The 20,999-nt window shown below is 42.0% G+C and carries 17 protein-coding genes; 16 read left to right on the forward strand and 1 reads right to left on the reverse strand.

The window, feature by feature from the left end; genetic code table 11:
• Positions 1–14: 14 nt before the first annotated feature.
• Positions 15–1,307, reverse strand: a complete 1,293-nt coding sequence (locus H8S07_RS02135) for a nucleotidyltransferase (RefSeq protein ID WP_186855338.1) — start codon at positions 1,305–1,307, stop codon at positions 15–17.
• Positions 1,308–1,432: 125 nt separating this feature from the next.
• Between H8S07_RS02135 and mgtE the strand changes: the two genes are divergently transcribed.
• The 16 genes from mgtE to H8S07_RS02220 all read left to right on the forward strand — a co-directional run bounded on the left by mgtE (position 1,433) and on the right by H8S07_RS02220 (position 20,936).
• Positions 1,433–2,794, forward strand: a complete 1,362-nt coding sequence (mgtE, locus tag H8S07_RS02140; protein ID WP_021861115.1) for a magnesium transporter — start codon at positions 1,433–1,435, stop codon at positions 2,792–2,794.
• Positions 2,795–2,938: 144 nt separating this feature from the next.
• The gene (pta, locus tag H8S07_RS02145) at positions 2,939–3,940 is read left to right on the forward strand and encodes a phosphate acetyltransferase (RefSeq protein ID WP_021861114.1); all 1,002 of its coding nucleotides are present in this window, start codon (positions 2,939–2,941) and stop codon (positions 3,938–3,940) included.
• A gap of 20 nt (positions 3,941–3,960) precedes the next feature.
• Positions 3,961–5,151, forward strand: coding sequence for an acetate/propionate family kinase (locus tag H8S07_RS02150; RefSeq protein WP_186855339.1), 1,191 nt, complete (start codon positions 3,961–3,963; stop codon positions 5,149–5,151).
• Positions 5,152–5,442: 291 nt separating this feature from the next.
• Positions 5,443–6,759, forward strand: coding sequence for a hypothetical protein (locus H8S07_RS02155; RefSeq protein ID WP_186855340.1), 1,317 nt, complete (start codon positions 5,443–5,445; stop codon positions 6,757–6,759).
• Between the two features lie 125 nt (positions 6,760–6,884).
• A complete protein-coding gene (locus H8S07_RS02160) occupies positions 6,885–8,171 on the forward strand; it encodes a hypothetical protein (RefSeq protein WP_117537223.1) in 1,287 nt (428 codons plus the stop codon).
• Positions 8,172–8,689: 518 nt separating this feature from the next.
• Positions 8,690–9,223, forward strand: a complete 534-nt coding sequence (locus H8S07_RS02170) for a YceD family protein (RefSeq protein WP_021861110.1) — start codon at positions 8,690–8,692, stop codon at positions 9,221–9,223.
• A gap of 3 nt (positions 9,224–9,226) precedes the next feature.
• Positions 9,227–9,406, forward strand: coding sequence for a 50S ribosomal protein L32 (gene rpmF, locus H8S07_RS02175; RefSeq protein WP_005332600.1), 180 nt, complete (start codon positions 9,227–9,229; stop codon positions 9,404–9,406).
• Positions 9,407–9,548: 142 nt separating this feature from the next.
• Complete coding sequence (plsX, locus tag H8S07_RS02180; protein ID WP_243175947.1) at positions 9,549–10,556, forward strand: phosphate acyltransferase PlsX; 1,008 nt, start codon at positions 9,549–9,551, stop codon at positions 10,554–10,556.
• 41 nt (positions 10,557–10,597) lie between these two features.
• Positions 10,598–10,831, forward strand: a complete 234-nt coding sequence (gene acpP, locus H8S07_RS02185) for an acyl carrier protein (protein WP_021861108.1) — start codon at positions 10,598–10,600, stop codon at positions 10,829–10,831.
• 59 nt (positions 10,832–10,890) lie between these two features.
• Complete coding sequence (gene rnc, locus H8S07_RS02190) at positions 10,891–11,586, forward strand: ribonuclease III (RefSeq protein ID WP_186855341.1); 696 nt, start codon at positions 10,891–10,893, stop codon at positions 11,584–11,586.
• Between the two features lie 7 nt (positions 11,587–11,593).
• The gene (gene smc / locus H8S07_RS02195; protein ID WP_186855342.1) at positions 11,594–15,151 is read left to right on the forward strand and encodes a chromosome segregation protein SMC; all 3,558 of its coding nucleotides are present in this window, start codon (positions 11,594–11,596) and stop codon (positions 15,149–15,151) included.
• Positions 15,152–15,174: 23 nt separating this feature from the next.
• A complete protein-coding gene (gene ftsY / locus H8S07_RS02200; protein ID WP_021861105.1) occupies positions 15,175–16,116 on the forward strand; it encodes a signal recognition particle-docking protein FtsY in 942 nt (313 codons plus the stop codon).
• 13 nt (positions 16,117–16,129) lie between these two features.
• Positions 16,130–17,350, forward strand: a complete 1,221-nt coding sequence (gene ilvA / locus H8S07_RS02205) for a threonine ammonia-lyase (protein WP_021861104.1) — start codon at positions 16,130–16,132, stop codon at positions 17,348–17,350.
• A gap of 262 nt (positions 17,351–17,612) precedes the next feature.
• Positions 17,613–19,004, forward strand: coding sequence for a beta/alpha barrel domain-containing protein (locus tag H8S07_RS02210; protein WP_186855343.1), 1,392 nt, complete (start codon positions 17,613–17,615; stop codon positions 19,002–19,004).
• 28 nt (positions 19,005–19,032) lie between these two features.
• Positions 19,033–19,686: a GntR family transcriptional regulator gene (locus tag H8S07_RS02215; RefSeq protein ID WP_186855344.1), complete on the forward strand. Its 654-nt coding sequence runs from the start codon at positions 19,033–19,035 to the stop codon at positions 19,684–19,686.
• Between the two features lie 44 nt (positions 19,687–19,730).
• On the forward strand, positions 19,731–20,936 hold the full coding sequence (locus tag H8S07_RS02220; RefSeq protein ID WP_117537217.1) for an NADP-dependent isocitrate dehydrogenase: 1,206 nt from the start codon (positions 19,731–19,733) through the stop codon (positions 20,934–20,936).
• Positions 20,937–20,999 lie beyond the last annotated feature (63 nt).

The raw sequence follows: 20,999 nt of genomic DNA on the forward strand, positions 1-20,999 counted from the left end.
TCTGAATAACAGGATTATTCGGTGTCAACTCTTATGATCTGCTGTCTGTATTCATTAAAGAATGGAATCTTAAACTTATCAGTTAAAACACTCTCATATAAATTAGCAGCCTGGATATCTGTGTGGAGCATGGAAAGCCCTGTCTCTGATAAGCTGTCTGTCTGTGTTAGCTTCGTAATCAATGGGATGCGAGAAGTCTGCTTAAGTATTGTAAGGACAGAAGACTGATCCATTCGGAAACCGAGAAGGCGTGCATACTGACAATTTCCACGAGCCTGATAATCCAGCATATCTGCGGTTTTAATCTGCAAAAGAATATGAAGCAGTGACCGGCTGATTCTTGTATAGGTAAGATCTCTTGATTTCAGAAGATCACAAAACTGTTCGTAAGAGATCAGGTCATCAATGTGATTCATGATCCGGTTTGCAAGATCCTCTGTGATATCAAGATATTTCATAAGAGAATCTGAAGTTTCGTTCATAAGCCGGTATTTCAGAAGAAGTGAAAAATCATTTGCATATACCGGATACCGAATCAGGTGTGTATCCCGAAGAAGATCAATGCAAGCAGAAGGTACCTGGTCTTCCAGTCTTGTCAGTACATCAGAGAGCGGTGGTTCGTCGTAAATGCTGTCACTTCTTAAATGAATCGAACTTCCGGCCTGCGCAAGGAGTCTGCGGATCGCAGAGGCAGAACTGTAATTTCCGGACAGATCCCGATCATGATAACCGGACTCTTTACGCTGGATTGTATAGCCTTTGATCAGGCTTCCGGTCTGATATAATGCTTTGATATATTCGATGCCGAGAATGTTGTTCGGTTCATCCAGTACCTGATCCACATTTTCATCTTTTAAATAGGAGGATAATGCCTGCTGCCTTGCGCGCGGAAAAGAAAGCCCCTTGCGCAGTGCTTCTTTCAGATAGAAGGTATAATCCTCCGGTTCCTCTGTAAGAATCCCGGCGATACGTTCCAGTAGTGCATAGTTTCCACATTCACTTCCGAAACAGAGTGCATCTACACAGCCAAGATGGTTAAGCAAAGAAACAGCACCTGTGGCGAAATATTCGGCGCTTCCAGTTGCGTAGCAGACCGGAAGTTCAAAGACGGCGGCAACACCACTTTCCAGAGCTACCTGGGCGCGCAGATGCTTTGGCATGATCGCGGGTGTTCCACGCTGTACATAATTTCCACTCATAATAACAAGAACAGCGTCTGCTCCGGTGATTTCTTTTGCTTTTCTTATATGGTATAAATGCCCGTTATGAAAGGGATTGTATTCAGCAATCAGTCCGACAATTTTCATAAAAAATCTCCTTGTATATCTATTTGAAATTGATTATACTATAAAAAGGGACTTTAGGTCAAAAAAGTCATTATTTTCACATTTTGTTTATTACAATTGTTTTCAGGAGAGAAAGGAGGATATATATGAGCCAGGAAATCGAAGATATACTGACAGAAGATGAGATTAAAGAGATGTTGGAAAATCGGCAGTACAAAGAATTAAAAGAACAACTGGAAAGTAATATGTATCCTGTTGACCTCGCTGAGATTTTAGAGGATTTTGACCAGAAGCAGCTTGTTATGATCTTCCGGCTTCTTGCTAAAGAAGAAGCGGCTGAGACGTTTACTTATATGAACAGTGACATGCGTGAGATTCTGATTAATGCACTGACTGATTCCGAGCTGGAAGAAGTCATGGAAGAGATGTATCTGGATGATACGGTCGATGTGCTGGAGGAGATGCCGGCGAATGTTGTTGACCGTCTCCTGATGGTGACAGATGAAGAGACAAGAGTGCAGATCAATCAGCTCCTGCAATATCCGGAGGACAGTGCGGGCAGCATTATGAATGTGGAGTATATTGCACTCCGTAAAGAGATGACGGTTGCAGAATCTATTTTGAAGATTCGTCAGGTCGGTTTGAACCGGGAGACAATTTATACCTGTTATGTCACGGAAAAGCGTAAGCTTATCGGTCTTGTAGATGTCAAAGAATTACTGACGACCAGTGAATCGAAGACAGTGGAAGAGATCATGGAGACAAACATGCTCTATGCACATACAACAGATGACCAGGAGGAAGTTGCACTGACGATCCGCAAATACGGTCTGATCGCACTTCCAATCGTAGACCATGAGATGTGTATGGTCGGTATCGTAACAGTAGATGACGCAATGGATGTATTGCAGGAAGAGACGACGGAAGATATCAGTATCATGGCGGGTGTCAATCCGAATGAAGAATCTTATTTTGGGACAACGGTTATGGAACATGTGAAGAGCCGAATCCCATGGCTTCTGTTTCTGATGCTATCGGCAACCGTGACACAGATGATCATGAACAGTTATGAATCAGCGCTTGCCATTATGCCGCAGCTCGCAGGATTTGTCCCGATGTTGACAGGTACCGGAGGAAACTGCGGTTCCCAGAGCTCAACACTGGTGATCCGGGGACTGGCAGTCGGCGAGATTGAATTCCGGGATCTCCTGAAAGTAATATGGAAAGAAATCCGTATCGCAGTATGTATCAGTATTGTGCTTGCTGTGGTAAATGGACTGCGAATTATGCTGATGGGGCAGGGCGATGCGCTGATGGCATTTACGATCGGTCTGACGATGGCTTGTACCGTTGTGATCGCCAAAGTTGTTGGATGTACACTTCCGCTTATCGCAAAGCGGGTAGGTCTGGACCCGGCGATTATGGCAACACCTCTGATTTCAACACTGGTAGATATCAGCACGATCAGCGTATACTTTGCAATTGTCAGTGCAGTATTTCAGTTATAGATGCGTGATATATGCATATAGACAGAAAAAATGAGATAAAGTGACAGAATGTATGAAAAAATACACATAAGAGACCTTGTTTGCAAGGTCTCTTTGTATTATAATAGTCCTATCTGAGAAAATATGGAAAGGAGTCTATTTATCATGGGATTCATAGATGAGATTAAAGCAAAAGCAAAAACAAGCAAAAAGACAATCGTTCTTCCAGAAACAGAAGACAGCAGAACTTATGAAGCAGCAGAAGCTGTATTAAAAGAAGGAACAGCTAATCTGATCCTGATCGGAAGCGAAGAAGAGATCGCAAAGAACAAAGGATCTTTTGATATCAGCGGAGCTACTATTGTAGATCCTGCAACGTCTGAAAAGACAGACGCATACATTGCAAAACTTGTTGAATTAAGACAGAAAAAAGGAATGACAGAAGAACAGGCAAGAGAGCTTCTTCTGACAAATTACTTATATTATGGTGTTATGATGGTTAAGATGAAGGATGCTGACGGTATGGTATCCGGAGCATGCCATTCTACAGCAGATACATTAAGACCATGCCTTCAGATCCTGAAGACAAAACCAGGTACAAAACTCGTATCCGCTTTCTTCGTAATCGTAGTACCGGATTGCGATATGGGAGCTGACGGAACATTTGTATTTGCAGATTCCGGTCTGGAGCAGAATCCGGATCCAGAGAAACTTGCAGCAATCGCACTTTCTTCTGCAGATTCTTTCGAACTGCTGACAGGAAAAGAGCCAATCGTTGCAATGCTTTCACACTCTACTAAGGGAAGTGCAAAACATCCTGACGTAGACAAAGTTGTAGAAGCTACACGTATTGCAAAAGAAAATGCAAAAGAAGGTTTATTATTAGATGGAGAGTTCCAGCTTGACGCAGCAATCGTTCCGGAAGTTGGAGCATCCAAAGCACCGGGCAGCCCGGTTGCAGGTAAAGCAAATGTACTCGTATTTCCAGACCTGGATGCTGGTAATATCGGATACAAACTTGCACAGAGACTTGGTAAAGCAGAAGCTTACGGTCCTTTAACACAGGGAATTGCAGCGCCGGTTAATGATCTTTCAAGAGGATGCAGCGCAAAAGACATTGAAGGTGTTGTTGCCATTACAGCTGTACAGTGTATGGCTGAAGAATAAAAAAGAGAGGAAAAAAGATTATGAACGTATTAGTAATCAACTGTGGAAGTTCTTCATTGAAGTTCCAGCTGATCAATTCTGATTCAGAGCAGGTTCTTGCAAAAGGACTTTGTGAGAGAATTGGAATTGATGGAAGCCTTACTTATCAGCCGGCAGGCGGAGAGAAAGTCAAATCTGACAAAGCTATGCCGACTCATACAGAGGCTATTCAGTTCGTTATTGACGCACTGACAGATGACAAGACAGGTGTCGTAAAAGACTTAAAGGAAATTGGGGCAGTCGGACACCGTGTTGTACATGGCGGAGAGAAGTTTGCCAAATCTGTAGTAATTACAGATGAAGTTATGAAAGCAATCGAAGAGTGTAATGACCTTGCACCTCTTCATAACCCAGCTAACCTGATTGGTATCAATGCATGCCAGAAATTAATGCCGGGTACGCCGATGGTAGCTGTATTTGATACTGCTTTCCATCAGACAATGCCAGCAAAGGCATATATGTATGGTCTGCCATATGAGTATTATGACAAATACAAAGTAAGACGTTATGGATTCCACGGAACAAGCCACAGTTTTGTATCCAAGAGAGCTGCTGAACTTGTTGGGAAACCATATGATGCAGTGAAGACAATCGTTTGTCATCTTGGTAACGGTGCAAGTATCTGTGCTGTAGAGAATGGTGAATCCGTAGATACATCTATGGGACTGACTCCACTGGAGGGTCTTGTAATGGGAACACGTTCCGGAGATATCGATCCGGCTATCTTAGAGTTCATCGCTAAGAAAGAAGACCTTGATATTGCAGGGCTTATGACAATGTTAAATAAAAAATCTGGTGTGTTTGGTCTTTCTAATAACTTATCCAGTGATTTCCGTGATCTTACAAGCGCTGCTGAGAGCGGAAATGAGATTGCTGCTACAACAGTTGATGTATTCTGCTACCGTGTAGCTAAGTACGTTGGAAGTTATGTAGCTGCCATGAATGGTGTGGATGTAATTGCATTTACAGCAGGAATTGGTGAGAATGCAAGTCTTGTACGTGAGAAAGTTATGGAATACCTTGGATACCTTGGAGTTGCAATCGATAAAGAAGCAAATGATTCACATGGTGAAGAAGTGAAAATCTCAACTCCAGATTCTAAAGTTGATGTATTTGTAATTCCTACAAATGAGGAACTTGCAATTGCAAGAGAGACTGTTGCATTAGTTTAATCAGCATAGTTGAACGATCATAGAATTGAGAGGTATATCGAAGGCTGTCGCGGGAGCGGCAGCCTTCTTTATATATAATAGGAAATTGCATTTCCTGTTATATATAAAGCTTTCGACAGATATAAAGCCGTCGGCAGGATGCGCACTCGCGCGAAGAGGCAGAACATTATTTCTAATATTTTTCTTAAGATTCCGGGAATGATCGGAAAGAGAATTGAATTTGAGAGAAATATCAAGTATAATGTGCTTGTTCTTAAGATAGGAGATAAAATAAAAAGGGGTAGATATAGAATGAAAAAAAGGAACATGTATGCAGCAGTTTTACTTACAGCAATTCTCAGTGTTACATCTCTGGCAAGTGCAGGTCATGTACAGGCGGCAGGAAATACATCCGGTGTCAGACTTCAGACAGTTAGTGCAGAAAAAGGAAATGCGCTGACAACAGACGTGTTGACAAAGGATACCGGGAAGAGCCAGAAGAAACTTGCAATCCAGACAGGCGCCGCAAAGCAAAAAGCAGCACTTACTGGCAAGAATGTCAGAGCCAAAGCAACAACAAAGAAGAATATGAGTTATATTCCGGTAGTCAAAGGTGTAACAGGTTCAGAAGAAGGCAAGCAGGGCAATGTTGCACTTGGTAATTCTGTCGGAACTACAGATGGCACGATGGGAAAGAGATACCTCTATTCACAGAAAGTTGAATTTCAGGGCAAGGGTTCTTTTTCATTTTCTGTTAAATGTACAGAAGCAAAGACGGCGGGACGTAATGTTGTCTACGGAGTATTCAAGCAGGCATCCCTGGAAGATCCGATTGATAAGTCAAGCGTTGATGTTGTAACGAAAAAAGGCGATCACAAGACAGTCGTTGTAAAGATCCCGAAAGCAGGAACCTATTATATCGGCATCTATACAATGGTCAATGCAAAAGATAAGAGCGAATCCTGGAAGTTTACGACAGGAGCGATCTACTGGAATGGCAATAATCGTACGATTACCAGTGATAAGAAGATTGCAGTCGGTCACAAAACAACGCAGACGAATTATTTTAAAATGAAAACCACAGAAAGCGGTTATATCACAGTGATCACAAGTGATCCGAAGAATAAGATCGTTCTTTATGACAGTAAGAAGAATCGTCTTACAGAGAGTACAATTGCAAAATATGGTGTCACATATGGTGTACCAAAGGGAAGAACTTACTATATTAAAGTATGGTCTCCGGCGAGTGAAGATGGCGGTTATACGCTGGTGGCAAAAAATCGTAAGATTTCCGAAAAAAGCGGAAGCAGTAAATCTAATGCTGTGGAGATTAAGAAAAATACCACAATCAAAGGAACAATGGAAACAGGAGTGAAGAGAGCGGACTGGTATAAGATCCGCCTTACATCCAAACGGAGTGTGGAACTTTCCTGGAAAGCAAGAACGAATGAAAAGATGAAACTTGCTATTTATCAGGGAAGCAGAAAGATTGATACAAAGACGTTGACTTATGCAGATGCTTCCTACAAACTTAAGTCCGTTGGAAAATGGCCAAAAGATACATATTATCTGAAAGTATATACAGATACAGAAAAATCTTCCGGTTGGTATATTTTAAGATGGAAATAATCAGATATTTATATTATAATGAATAAAAAGAGGGACAGTTTTTCTCAATACCATTTTAAATAGAATGATATTACGATGATTGCCCCTGATTTTATATCACAATAAAGGAAAAGGAGAAAGAGGTTATGATGAAGAGAAAAGGCAAAGTATTGTCACTTGTATTAGCGGCTATCCTTACTGTTTCTTCAGGAAGTGTAGTACAGGCGGCAGATACATCGACAAAAGTACAGAATACACAGGCAGTGAAGGCAGAGGCGCAGAGTCTGGAAGCACAGAGCAGTATTGTAAAGGCAGTGAAGGCTGCAAAAGTGAGTCCGGTAAGCGCACAGAGCGCAACTGTGAAAGCAACGAAAACAACAGTTGTAGATGGAAGTATTCCGGTTATCATGATGAATACAGGAAACGAGAGTGTCAACAAAGTAGGTCAGATTATACTTGCGGCCCGGAATGGAACAGTAGGCAATCACTATCAGTACAGTCAGGCTGTAACATTCAAAACGAAAGGTACATTGGATTTCGCAATGAATTATTCGGCAAAATCAGACGGTGCAAAGCAGAAATCAGCTACTTACGGATTGTTTTATGATTCCGCTTTAACAAAGCCGGTAGATTCTTATCAGTTTTGTGATGAGCTGGGAGAGACAACTTCCCGCATGTTCAAAGTCCCGAAACCGGGAAAATATTATCTTGGAATCTATGTTTATGCAAACACTTATTCAGATGGAGTCTATGATGCTTGGGGATTTGTGGCTGCAGCAGGTTTCTATAACGGTGCAGACCGTACGATTTTGCATAATAAGCAGATTGCGATTGGACAAAAAGAGCCACAGACAAATTATTTTAAATTCAAAGCAACACAGACGGGATATGTCTCTGCATTTGCCAGCAAAGACAGCAAATATTCAGTAAAGGTTGCACTTTGTAACAGCAAGAAAAAAGCTTATTCCGATTATACAGCGGTTGGATACAATCCTTCTTATGGAGTAACAAAAGGAAAGACATATTATTTTAAAGTAGCGTCATCCTATAACAGCAATGGTGGATATTTCTTTAAAGTTAAGAATTACAAAGTTTCTGAAAAGAGTGGCAAGAGCAAGGGAAAAGCTGTAACAATAAAGAAAGGCAAGACTGTAAGCGGAACACTGCAGGCAGGAAGCTCACAGGCAGACTGGTACAAATTCAAACTGACCAGCAAGAAGAGTGTGAAGATTTTATGGAAAGCAAAGACCAATGATACAATGAAGATTACCGTATATCAGGGAGGAAGAACGATCGGAACTCGATCATTGATTTATTCAAATTCTTCTTATACTTTACAGTCATTAGGCAAATGGTCAAAAGGAACTTATTATATTAAAGTATACCGTGGTAATTCCAAATCTTCAGGATGGTATTCTCTGAAATGGAAATAAATTGTAATTGCGCATCGCATACAGAATGTAATAGTGCAGGCTGTAAATACAGAGATAACAAAACAGAATCATAGAGTAAGCGGACAGCTACCGTGAATATTGTGGCTGTTCGCTTATTTTTTATTGTTGCGTGATAGGAAATTTCATTCATTTCATATAAATAAAAATCCTTCGGCAGTATGCACATATTTTTTTTATGTAGACGGAAATACTTTCGAGCAAAAGTAGAGTTCCAGGTTGGTAACTTATATTTCAACGGTAAATCTACAGCAGCTGTTGTATTGTAGCATCCGTTTGGAGGATTTAATATGTCCGGAACAGATGCGAAGACAGGAACAGCGGATTATCTGACAAACTTCCTGAACCTTAAATCTGTAACAGAAGACTTGACAGATTAAGTGTTTTAGAGCAGCTTTTGAAAAAATGTGGACAAACATAGGAAAAATATCTCAAATACCAGTTGACAAAACAATTTTCCATGATATAATAATTTAGGTATGAATAGGGGTGATAGTATTATGTTATTAGACCTATCCAATGTTTTGTCTGAACAGCACAAATCTGTGGATAAGAATGTTTCGATTTCGATGGATGAATTCAGACTCAGAGGAAAGACTTATCCGGTTCTTTCAAAAGATGAGTTGCATATTCAGGTTGAATATGCAGGTGATCAGAAGCTGAGAGTATCCGGTCTGACAAATCTGACGATTGGAATTCCGTGTGATCGATGTCTTGAAGAGGTCCCGGTTGATTTCAAACTGGATTTTACAAGAGAAGTTGAGACAAAAGAAGCAGAAGTCGCTTCGGATGAAGCGGATCAATTAGACGAAAATAATTATATTGACGGATATCATCTTGACGTAGAAAAATTACTCTATAATGAGATATTGGTAGGATGGCCGATGAAAGTTCTGTGTAGCGAAGACTGTAAAGGGATTTGCAGCGTATGTGGTCAAAACCTAAATGAGGGTACCTGCAGCTGTGAAGATACAGGCCTCGATCCGAGAATGTCAGTTATCCGCGATGTTTTTAAGAATTTTAAGGAGGTGTAACCTATGTCAATTTGTCCAAAGAATAAATCTTCAAAAGCAAGAAGAGACAAAAGAAGAGCGAACTGGAAAATGAGCGCACCAAACCTGGTAAAATGCAGCAAATGCGGCGAATTAATGATGCCTCACAGAGTATGCAAAGCTTGTGGTTCGTACAACAAAAAAGAAATCATTGCTCAGGACTAATTTTGAGAATGAAGTTAAAATCAAGAGCGGCGTTTGTCGCTCTTGATTTTTTTTGACACAATCTTTTTATATCATTATAAAATGATTGATTTTTATAATGATGTCTAGTAGAATTATTCTAGTAGTTCTGGGAGGAATTAAGATGACAGATAGAACAATAGTAGCCCTGGATGCTATGGGCGGGGACAATGCCCCAAAAGAAATGATCAAGGGAGCTGTGCAGGCACTTGAAAAAACAGATGCCGTGCAGGTACTCCTTGTAGGTAAAGAAGATGTGATCCGTGCAGAACTTGCACAGTATACGTATGATAAAGCACGTATCGAGATTGTAAATGCAACGGAAGTGATCGAGACAGCAGAACCGCCGGTGAATGCGATCCGTCGTAAGAAGGATTCTTCTATTGTGGTCGGTATGAAGCTCGTGAAGGAAGGACAGGCAGATGCCTTTGTTTCTGCCGGAAGTTCCGGGGCTGTACTAGTTGGAGGTCAGGTAATCGTTGGCAGGATCAAAGGCGTGGAGAGACCTCCTCTTGCACCGCTGATCCCGACGGAGAAAGGCGTCAGCCTTCTGGTTGACTGTGGAGCCAATGTAGATGCAAGACCGTCTCATCTTGTACAGTTTGCGAAGATGGGTTCCATTTATATGGAGCATGTTGTCGGCATTAAGAATCCGAAAGTCGGCATCGTGAATATCGGAGCAGAAGAAGAGAAAGGCAATGCGCTTGTAAAAGAGACTTTCCCATTATTAAAAGGAGAGAAGAATATCAATTTTATTGGAAGTGTGGAGGCAAGAGAGATTCCGCATGGACAGGCTGATGTCATTGTCTGTGAAGCATTTGCCGGTAATATTATTCTTAAATTATTCGAAGGTGTCGGAAGTGTGCTTATTTCCGAGATCAAGAAAGGCATGATGGGAAGCTTAAGAAGCAAGATCGGTGCGCTTCTTGTAAAACCGGCACTGAAGAAGGCGTTGAAGAGTTTTGACTCGTCCGAGTACGGAGGAGCGCCACTTCTGGGACTTAACGGTCTCGTTGTCAAGACACACGGCAGCTCTACTGCGAAGGAAATCTGCAATACGATTATACAGTGTGTTACATTTAAAGAACAGAAGATCAATGAGAAGATCAAAGAAAGTATTCAGCCGGAGTAATTTCCGTTGGATAGATAGAAGAGCAGAAAGGATGAACAGATATGGAATTTGAAAAATTGAAAGCAATTATCGCAGATGTATTAAATCTTGATGAGAATGATATTCACATGGATTCTACATTTGTAGATGATCTCGGAGCAGATTCACTGGATATTTTCCAGATTATTATGGGAATCGAAGAAACTTTTGATATCGAGATCGATAATGAAGATGCGGAGAAGATTGTTACAGTCGGAGATGCTGTAGAACAGATAAAAAACGCAACAAATGACTAGGCATGAACAAGACGAGAAAGCCCACAGCGGGCTTTTTCGTTTTATGAGGTAGATAATTTATGGATAATATGTTAAAAGAGTTACAGGATCGGATCGGTTATCATTTTCAGGATGATAAACTTCTGAAAAAAGCGATGGTACACAGTTCCTATGCAAATGAGAAGCATCTTCCAAAATACGAGTGCAATGAACGTCTGGAATTTTTAGGAGATGCGGTGCTGGAGCTTATTTCCAGTGAATTTTTATTTTCCCTGCACAAGACGATGCCGGAAGGGCAGCTTACAAAGACGCGTGCAAGTATGGTGTGCGAACCTGCGCTTGCTTTCTGTGCAAGAGATATTGAGCTGGGTAAATATCTGCTGCTCGGAAAAGGTGAGGATGCAACCGGAGGAAGAAAGAGAGAATCTGTCACATCAGATGCGATGGAGGCGCTGATCGGTGCAATTTATTTGGACGGTGGTTTTGCTAATGCAAAAGAGTTTATTGAGAGATTTATTTTAAAAGATCTGGAAAATAAGAAGCTCTTTTATGATAGCAAGACTATCCTGCAGGAGATTGTACAGTCAAACTTTAAAGCACCTGTGTCCTATGAGCTGCTCGGAGAAAAAGGACCGGATCATAATAAAGTGTTTGAAGTGGCTGTCCGGATCGGAGACGACAGATATGGAGTCGGCTCCGGGCGCACAAAGAAAGCAGCGGAGCAGGAGGCTGCTTATCAGAGTATACTGGCACTTCGGAAAAAGAACATTGAGTAGGTGAGGTATGTATTTAAAAAGTATTGAAGTGCATGGATTTAAATCCTTTGCGCACAAATTAAAGTTTGACTTTCATAACGGAATTACTGGAATTGTCGGACCGAACGGAAGCGGTAAGAGTAATGTTGCGGATGCTGTCCGGTGGGTACTTGGTGAACAACGAATCAAGCAACTGCGTGGAGGCACGATGCAGGATGTTATTTTCTCCGGGACAGAGAACCGTAAGCCTTTAAGTTATGCATCGGTTGCGATTACGTTGGATAATTCCGATCATCAGCTTCCGATTGATTATGAGGAAGTGACGGTAGCAAGAAAGTTATACCGTTCCGGCGAAAGTGAATATCTGATCAACGGCGGTACATGCAGGCTGAAAGATGTCAATGAACTCTTTTATGATACCGGAATAGGTAAAGAAGGGTATTCGATCATCGGACAGGGCCAGATTGATAAGATCTTAAGCGGGAAGCCGGAGGAACGAAGAGAGCTTTTTGATGAAGCGGCAGGTATCGTTAAGTTTAAGAGACGGAAGAATACTTCTGTTAAGAAGTTAGAAGAAGAGCGTCAGAACCTTCTGCGAGTCAATGATATTCTTGCTGAGTTGGAAAAACAGATCGGTCCACTGGAACGACAATCGGAAAAGGCAAGAGAATATTTGAAGAAGAAAGAAGCGCTCAAGACATACGATATTAATATGTTTCTTCTGGAGACAGAGAGACTTAAGGATCTTTCCGGTCAGGTGGAAGACAAGCTTAAGCTTACTAAAGAAGAGCTGGAGCAAGCTTCTGCAGATTATGATGGAATGAAGCAGGAATATGAAGCTGTAGAAGAGCAGATGGAGACGATTGATGAATCCATTGAACACTCCAAGAATCAGTTGAATGAGACTTCCATGCTTAAGCAGCAGCTGGAGAACCAGATCGCACTTTTAAAAGAACAGATCCACAGTGCACGTATGAACGATGAGCATTATGCCCAGCGTGCACAGAGCATTGAGATGGAACTGAGTGAACGTGAAAGCCAGCTTGCTGAACTTAAGAAAGAACAGACGGTAATTCTTGCTGAACATAAGGAAAGCCGGGACAAGGAAGATGAGGCGAAATTGACACTTGTTGAAGTACAGAGCAAGATTGCAGAACTGACAGATGCGATTGACCGCGGTAACAGCAATATCATGGATGTGCTGAATAACCGTGCATCTACGAAAGCAAAGATCCAGAAATATGACACGATGCGGGAACAGATCCAGGTGCGTCGTTCAGAGCTTACAAAACGGATTTTAGAGGAACAGACATCCGGAAACAAACAGCAGAAAGAGAAAGAAAAATATGCTGCGGAATTAGAAGATATTTCCGCACAGATCATTGAACTTAATGAGAAGCAGAATACATATGAAGAACAGATTAAAAGTATTCAGGCAGAGATGAACCGGCTGTCGGAACAGTTCCGTATCAGCCAGACTTCTTATCACCGGGAGCAGTCCAGACTGGAGTCTCTGAAAAATATTACAGAGCGTTATGATGGATATGGAAACAGCATTCGGCGTGTCATGGACAACAAGAACCAGGAACCGGGACTTCTCGGTGTTGTTGCAGATCTCATCAAAGTAGAAAAGCAGTATGAGCTTGCGATTGAGACTGCACTTGGCGGAAGTATCCAGAATATTGTTACCCGTGATGAAGATACTGCTAAGCGGATGATTCAGTTCCTTAAGAAGAATAAGTTTGGACGTGCAACATTTCTTCCGCTTACAAGTATTCGTCCGGGAAATGGAATCGGCAGACCGGAAGCGCTGAAAGAGCCGGGAGTGATCGGACCTGCGAATGCACTTGTTACAGTCGATCCGAAATACAACGGTCTTGCATCGAATCTTCTGGGACGTACGCTTGTTGTTGACCACATTGATCATGGAATCCAGATTGCGGGAAAATACAAACAGTCAATCCGCATTGTTACGTTAGAAGGAGAACTGATCAATCCAGGTGGTTCTATGACTGGTGGTGCATTTAAGAATACGAGTAATCTGTTAAGCCGCAGGAGAGAGATTGAAGAATTGGAAAAAGCGGTACAGAAGCTAAAAGCACAGATGAATGATCTGGAGCAGTCTCTGAATGAAAAGAGAACGAAACGTACCGGATATTATGAGAAGATAGAGCTGTTAAAAGAAGAATTGCAGAAGGCATATGTCGTTCAGAATACAGCGAAGATGAACCTTGATCAGGCGGAGGCGAAGATCCATACGTCAGAGAACATGATTTCAGATATTAACAGAGAATCAGAAGAGCTGGAACATGAGATGTCAAATATTTCTGATAATCAGGAATCTATACAGGTAGAGCTGGATACATCAGAGAAGATGGAGCAGGAGTTAAATGCCAGAATTGAAGCGGATCAGACTGTATTAGATCAGATCCGAGAGGAAGAAACTTTATGTCAGAAAGAGGTGGAGACTCTGCATCTTGCTAATGCAAGTCAGGAGCAGAAGATAACATTTATTACAGAAAATGTTACACGTATCCAGGAAGAAATTGATAAATTCACACAGGAAATGGAAGAACTTACAGCAAGCCAGGGCGGTAATTCGAAAGAAATCGAAGATAAGGAATTACAGATCCGTGAGCTGAAAGAGACGATTGCAAATTCCGGAGAGTTATTTACAGAGATCCGGCAGGAGATTGAGAAATCAAGGAAAGAGCGTGAAGAACTGAACCAGAGACATAAAAGTTTCTTAGAGAAACGGGAAGAACTTTCGAGACATATGTCTAATCTGGATAAGGAAGTATTCCGTCTGGAAAGCCAGAAAGAAGGCTACGAGGAATCCACAGAAAAACAGATTAATTATATGTGGGATGAATATGAGATCACATATGGTCATGCACAGGAATTAAGAGATGCGAACCTTACAGATCTCTCCAAAATGAAAAAGTGTATCCAGGAGTTAAAAGGCGAAATCCGGCAGTTAGGTTCCGTAAACGTAAACGCAATCGAGGATTACAAGAATGTTTCCGAGCGCTATACATTCTTAAAGAACCAGCACGATGACCTTGTGGAAGCGGAAGCGACACTGGAACAGATCATTGCGGAGCTGGATACAGCGATGCGTAAGCAGTTCAGGGAGCAGTTTGAACGGATCTGTAAGGAATTTGACACCGTATTCAAAGAACTGTTCGGTGGTGGTAAAGGAACGCTTGAGCTTATGGAAGATGAAGATATTCTGGAAGCAGGAATCCGCATTATCGCACAGCCACCGGGAAAGAAACTGCAAAATATGATGCAGTTATCCGGAGGGGAGAAAGCATTGACGGCGATTTCCCTGTTGTTTGCAATACAGAATCTCAAGCCTTCACCGTTCTGTCTCTTAGATGAGATCGAGGCGGCGCTGGACGATAATAACGTAGATCGTTTTGCAAAATATTTACACAAGCTGACAGAGAATACACAGTTTATTGTAATTACACATCGTAGAGGAACGATGATCGCTGCGGATAGATTATATGGAATCACAATGCAGGAAAAAGGTGTTTCAACCCTTGTTTCGGTAGATTTACTGGAAAATGAATTAAAATAATAGTATGATAAGAGGAGGCTGTTATGGCAGAGGAGAAAAAGGGCGGCTTTTTCAGCCGGCTCGTTTCAGGGCTTACGAAAACAAGAGATAATATTGTATCCGGAATGGACAGCATTTTTCACGGATTTACACATATTGATGATGATTTTTATGAAGAACTGGAAGAAGTTATGATCATGGGAGATCTTGGCGTTCAGGCAACCTACGATATTCTGGATGACCTGAAGGAAAAGGTAAAAGAGCGTCACATCAAGGAACCGGCAGACTGCAGAGAAATTCTTATTGAGAGTATCAAAGAACAGATGGATGTTGGTGAGACTGCTTATGAATTTGAAGACAAGACTTCTGTTGTAATGATGATCGGTGTCAATGGTGTCGGAAAGACAACGACAATCGGCAAGCTCGCAGGAAAACTGCGTGCCCAGAATAAGAAAGTCGTACTAGCTGCTGCGGACACATTTCGTGCTGCTGCCGGTGAACAGTTAAAAGAATGGGCAAACAGATCGCAGGCAGAGCTGATCGGCGGTCAGGAAGGTTCCGATCCGGCATCCGTTGTATTTGATGCAGTTGCAGCCGCAAAGGCAAGACATGCAGACGTACTTTTATGCGACACGGCAGGAAGACTGCACAACAAGAAGAACCTGATGGAAGAGCTCAGAAAGATGAATCGTATCATTGACCGGGAATTTCCGGAAGCATACAGAGAGACGCTGGTCGTGCTGGATGCGACAACGGGACAGAATGCATTGCAGCAGGCAAAGGATTTTAATGATGTTGCGGATATTACCGGAATCGTACTGACGAAGATGGATGGAACAGCCAAGGGTGGTATTGCAGTTGCAATCCAGGCAGAACTTGGTATACCGGTGAAGTACATCGGTGTCGGAGAAACAATAGATGATTTGCAGAAATTTGATGCGGATGCATTTGTAAATGCGTTATTTGCGAAGGAAGACGAGAATTAGGAGGGCAACAAAGATGGAAAGTTTAACACTGGAAAGTTTTGAACAGGCGAGTGAGATCGTGAAAAAAGTCACACTGCCTACCAAGCTGGTTTACAGCGAGTATTTAAGCAAAGAGACAGGTGGTAAGATTTATCTGAAACCGGAAAATATGCAGTATACAGGCGCTTACAAAGTACGTGGATCTTATTATAAGATCAGCAGAATGTCAGAAGAAGAGAGAGAACGTGGACTCATCACTGCTTCTGCCGGAAACCATGCACAGGGTGTTGCCTATGCAGCACAGCAGTTTGGCTGTAAAGCAACAATCGTTATGCCGACAGTTACACCACTTATCAAAGTCAACCGTACAAAGAGCTATGGAGCGGAAGTTATCCTTCATGGTGATGTTTATGACGATGCATGTGCGTATGCGCTGAAGCTTGCCGAAGAGAAAGGATACACATTTGTACATCCGTTTGATGATCTGGAAGTTGCAACCGGACAGGGAAGTATCGCAATGGAGATTGTACAGGAACTTCCTACAGTTGATTATATTCTTGCACCGATCGGTGGTGGCGGACTGATCACAGGTGTATCAACACTTGCGAAGATGCTGAACCCAAAGATCAAAGTCATTGGTGTAGAGCCGAAAGCAGCAGCAAGTATGACTGCAGCATTTAATGCGGGTGAGCCGGTTACACTGGACAGCGCAGATACAATTGCTGATGGTACAGCTGTAAAACGTGTCGGAGAAAATATTTTCCCATATGCGAAAGAGAATATCGATGAGATTCTGCTCGTAGAGGACGATGAGTTGATCGGCGCGTTCCTTGATATGGTAGAGAACCATAAGATGGTTGTCGAAAATTCCGGACTTCTGACAGTTGCAGCGCTGAAACAGATGAACTTAAAAGGTAAGAAAGCAGTTGCAATCTTAAGCGGTGGTAATATGGACGTTATTACGATGTCATCTATCGTACAGCATGGTCTGATCCAGAGAGACCGTATCTTCTCTGTATCTGTACTCCTTCCGGATAAAGCCGGTGAGCTAGTGCGTGTTGCGAAGACGATTGCGGATGCCAAAGGTAACGTTATCAAACTGGAACACAACCAGTTTGTAAGCACGAACCGTAATGCGGCTGTGGAGCTTCGTATCACAATGGAAGCATTTGGAACAGAGCATAAGAATGAGATTCTCCAGGCACTGGAAGATGAAGGACTTCGCCCGAGAGAGATCAGTGCAAAACTGTACTAATGAAAAGAAATGCTGAAAGTATGATATAGCAAAACATGACTTTCTGCCAGGTCATCTGGTGGAAGTAATAATTGAATACAGAGATGCTACAGACATAAAAGCAGTATGGGTATAATAGGAGAGAACCTAAGATATTCATATTGCTTTTCTATTTTCCTCATAAAAATTGTAATTTTTTCTTGACATACAATGTATGATTGTATACAATCATACATAAAGATTGAAAAAAATTGTATTTGTTACGGAAAGAGAGATGATAGCAATGGAAGATAGAAAAGTATACCTTGATAAACACAGCAATCTGTTGCAGCTGGAAGAGCATATGTATCCGCTCGTAGATGTCGATAAACCGAATGTGTTCCGGAATCTGTTCCACTATGATGAGATCCCGAAGATTGCATTCAATGACCGTATTGTACCGCACAGTATGCCGGATGAAATCTGGATCACAGATACAACCTTCCGCGATGGACAGCAGTCCAGAACTCCGTACACCACAAATCAGATCGTAACGCTTTATGATTATTTTCACAGATTGGGCGGACCGAATGGAAAGATCAGACAGTGTGAATTTTTCCTCTACAGTAAAAAAGACAGAGATGCCGTTTATAAATGTATGGAGCGAGGATATAAGTTTCCGGAGATCACAAGTTGGATCCGTGCAAGCAAGAAAGACTTTGAACTTGTGAAAGAGATCGGTATGAAAGAGACCGGTATTCTTGTAAGCTGTTCTGATTATCATATTTTTTATAAACTGAAAATGACAAGAAGAGAGGCAATGAACCATTATCTTTCTGTCGTTCGTGAATGTCTGGAGACAGGAATTTCACCTAGATGTCATCTGGAAGATATTACACGATCTGATATTTACGGATTCGTGATTCCGTTCTGTCTGGAACTTATGCATCTGATGGAAGAATATAAGATTCCGGTGAAGATCCGAGTCTGTGATACGATGGGATATGGTATCAACTATCCGGGTGCCGTGATCCCAAGATCCATTCCGGGTATTATCTATGGCCTTCGTGTACATGCCGGAGTTCCGAGCGAACTGATCGAGTTCCATGGACATAACGATTTCTACAAAGCAGTCAGCAATTCTACAACCGCATGGCTGTACGGTGCAAGCAGTGTAAACTGTTCGCTGTTTGGAATCGGTGAACGTACCGGTAATACACCGTTGGAAGCTATGGTATTTGAATATGCACAGCTTCGCGGAACACTGGATGGCATGGACACAAGAGTGATCACAGAGATTGCAGAGTATTACGAGAAAGAGATCGGCTACAGAGTCCCGTCGAGGACACCGTTTGTCGGAAAGAATTTCAATGTTACCCGTGCAGGAATCCATGCGGATGGTCTGCTGAAAAATGAAGAGATTTATAATATTTTCGATACAGATAAATTCCTGAATCGCCCGCCACTTGTTGCAATTTCAAATACATCTGGTCTTGCGGGAATCGCACACTGGATCAATACTTACTTCGGACTGAAAGAAGAGAAGCAGGTTGACAAGAACAGCAAGCTTGTTGACAAAGTAAAAGAGTGGGTAGATAAGGAATATGAAAGCGGTCGTGTCACCGTCCTGACAGATGAAGAACTGTTAGGTGTTATTGATGAGGCGTGCAAAGAGCTTGGCATCCGTCTCAGATAACAACGAACAAATTGAGAGAGGTATAAAAATGATGGAATATCAGGATCAGTCTCTGAGAGGAAGAGTTTTTCAGAGACTGCGTGAAGATATATTAAATGGTAAATACAAAGAAAATGATGAGCTTAGGGAGATTTCCATCGGGGATGAACTGGGAGTCAGCCGTACACCGGTAAGGGAAGCTCTCCGTCAGCTTGAACTGGAAGGACTGGTACGGATCGTACCGAATAAAGGCGCTTATGTGACCGGAATTACAAGAAAAGATGTAGCAGACATCTTTAAGATCCGCTCGATGTTAGAAGGTCTGTGCGCCAGATGGGCAACTGAGCATATTACGGATGAACAGATTGAAGAGCTGGAAGAGATGCTTCTTCTGTCAGAATTTCGTCTGAAAAAGGAGCAGAGTTCTGTCGCAGAACATGTATCCGAACTTGACGGAAGATTTCACAGAGTTCTTTACGAAGCATCGGACAGCCGTATATTAGAGCATGTCCTGACAGATTTTCATAAGTATGTGAAGCTGGCAAGAAAGACTTCTGTTGGCGAAGAACACCGGGCCGAAAAATCCATTCAGGAACACCGGGCGATTCTGGAAGCAATCAAACAGAAAGACGCAGACAAGGCAGAAGAACTTGCGAATCAGCATATCAAAAATGTAATGCAGAACCTGCATCTGGAAGAATAACAATCAGATAGAATATAGAAAATAACGTAGAAAGGGAGAAGAACATGGCTAAGATTAAAATGACAGTACCAATTGTGGAAATGGACGGAGATGAGATGACAAGAATCCTTTGGAAGATGATTAAGGAAAATCTTCTGGAACCTTTCATAGAGTTAAATACTGAATATTATGATCTCGGACTGGAACACAGAAACGAGACAGATGATCAGGTGACGATCGATTCGGCAAATGCGACGAAAAAATACAAAGTCGCTGTAAAATGTGCAACAATCACACCGAATGCCGCCCGCGTAAAAGAATATAACTTAAAAGAAATGTGGAAGAGCCCGAATGGAACGATCCGTGCTATCTTAGATGGAACGGTATTCCGTGCACCGATCGTTGTAAAGGGCATTGAACCTTGTGTAAAAAACTGGAAGAAGCCGATCACCATCGCAAGACATGCATATGGAGATGTGTATAAAGGTTCTGAGATGAAGATTCCGGGAGCAGGAAAGGTAGAGCTTGTTTATACTGCAGAAGATGGCAGTGAGACAAGAGAACTCGTACATAATTTTGACAGTGCCGGAGTTGTACAGGGAATGCATAATATCAATCATTCGATTGAGAGCTTTGCAAGAAGCTGTTTCAATTATGCACTGGATACAAAACAGGATCTCTGGTTTGCTACGAAAGATACAATTTCAAAAAAATATGACCATACATTCAAAGATATTTTCCAGGATATCTACGATGCGGATTATAAAGACAAATTTGAAGAAGCAGGAATCACTTATTTCTACACACTGATCGACGATGCGGTTGCCCGTGTTATGAAATCCGAGGGTGGTTATATCTGGGCATGCAAGAATTATGACGGAGATGTTATGAGTGACATGGTATCATCTGCATTTGGTTCACTTGCAATGATGACATCTGTGCTTGTGTCTCCGGAAGGATATTATGAGTACGAGGCAGCACACGGAACCGTACAGCGCCACTATTACAAACATCTGAAAGGTGAAGAGACATCCACAAACTCTGTGGCAACAATTTTTGCATGGACAGGAGCACTACGTAAACGTGGTGAGATGGATGGAAACAAAGAGCTGATGGCATTTGCAGACAAGCTGGAAAAAGCGACGATTGATACAATTGAAAGCGGCAAAATGACAAAAGACCTGGCACTTATTACAACACTTGAGAATCCGACTGTGCTGAACAGCGAAGACTTTATTAAAGCAATTGCAGAAAAATTAAAAGAGGACTAAACTTTACATAGATTTTACGGAAAACAGATATACTTCAAACAGAACTATGGTATTTTTGTAAAA

It is taken from the genome of Dorea hominis (assembly GCF_014287705.1).
Taxonomy (GTDB): domain Bacteria; phylum Bacillota; class Clostridia; order Lachnospirales; family Lachnospiraceae; genus Dorea_D; species Dorea_D hominis.

Excerpts from the sequence above, each read along its gene's own strand:
- mgtE (WP_021861115.1), top strand. The coding sequence starts at position 1,433 with ATGAGCCAGGAAATCGAAGATATACTGACAGAAGATGAGATTAAAGAG.
- pta (WP_021861114.1), top strand. The coding sequence starts at position 2,939 with ATGGGATTCATAGATGAGATTAAAGCAAAAGCAAAAACAAGCAAAAAG.
- acpP (WP_021861108.1), top strand. The coding sequence starts at position 10,598 with ATGGAATTTGAAAAATTGAAAGCAATTATCGCAGATGTATTAAATCTT.
- H8S07_RS02135 (WP_186855338.1), bottom strand. The coding sequence starts at position 1,307 with ATGAAAATTGTCGGACTGATTGCTGAATACAATCCCTTTCATAACGGG.
- ilvA (WP_021861104.1), top strand. The coding sequence starts at position 16,130 with ATGGAAAGTTTAACACTGGAAAGTTTTGAACAGGCGAGTGAGATCGTG.
- smc (WP_186855342.1), top strand. The coding sequence starts at position 11,594 with ATGTATTTAAAAAGTATTGAAGTGCATGGATTTAAATCCTTTGCGCAC.
- H8S07_RS02150 (WP_186855339.1), top strand. The coding sequence starts at position 3,961 with ATGAACGTATTAGTAATCAACTGTGGAAGTTCTTCATTGAAGTTCCAG.
- H8S07_RS02160 (WP_117537223.1), top strand. The coding sequence starts at position 6,885 with ATGATGAAGAGAAAAGGCAAAGTATTGTCACTTGTATTAGCGGCTATC.
- H8S07_RS02155 (WP_186855340.1), top strand. The coding sequence starts at position 5,443 with ATGAAAAAAAGGAACATGTATGCAGCAGTTTTACTTACAGCAATTCTC.
- H8S07_RS02170 (WP_021861110.1), top strand. The coding sequence starts at position 8,690 with ATGTTATTAGACCTATCCAATGTTTTGTCTGAACAGCACAAATCTGTG.
- rpmF (WP_005332600.1), top strand. The coding sequence starts at position 9,227 with ATGTCAATTTGTCCAAAGAATAAATCTTCAAAAGCAAGAAGAGACAAA.
- H8S07_RS02220 (WP_117537217.1), top strand. The coding sequence starts at position 19,731 with ATGGCTAAGATTAAAATGACAGTACCAATTGTGGAAATGGACGGAGAT.
- H8S07_RS02210 (WP_186855343.1), top strand. The coding sequence starts at position 17,613 with ATGGAAGATAGAAAAGTATACCTTGATAAACACAGCAATCTGTTGCAG.
- rnc (WP_186855341.1), top strand. The coding sequence starts at position 10,891 with ATGGATAATATGTTAAAAGAGTTACAGGATCGGATCGGTTATCATTTT.
- ftsY (WP_021861105.1), top strand. The coding sequence starts at position 15,175 with ATGGCAGAGGAGAAAAAGGGCGGCTTTTTCAGCCGGCTCGTTTCAGGG.
- plsX (WP_243175947.1), top strand. The coding sequence starts at position 9,549 with ATGACAGATAGAACAATAGTAGCCCTGGATGCTATGGGCGGGGACAAT.
- H8S07_RS02215 (WP_186855344.1), top strand. The coding sequence starts at position 19,033 with ATGATGGAATATCAGGATCAGTCTCTGAGAGGAAGAGTTTTTCAGAGA.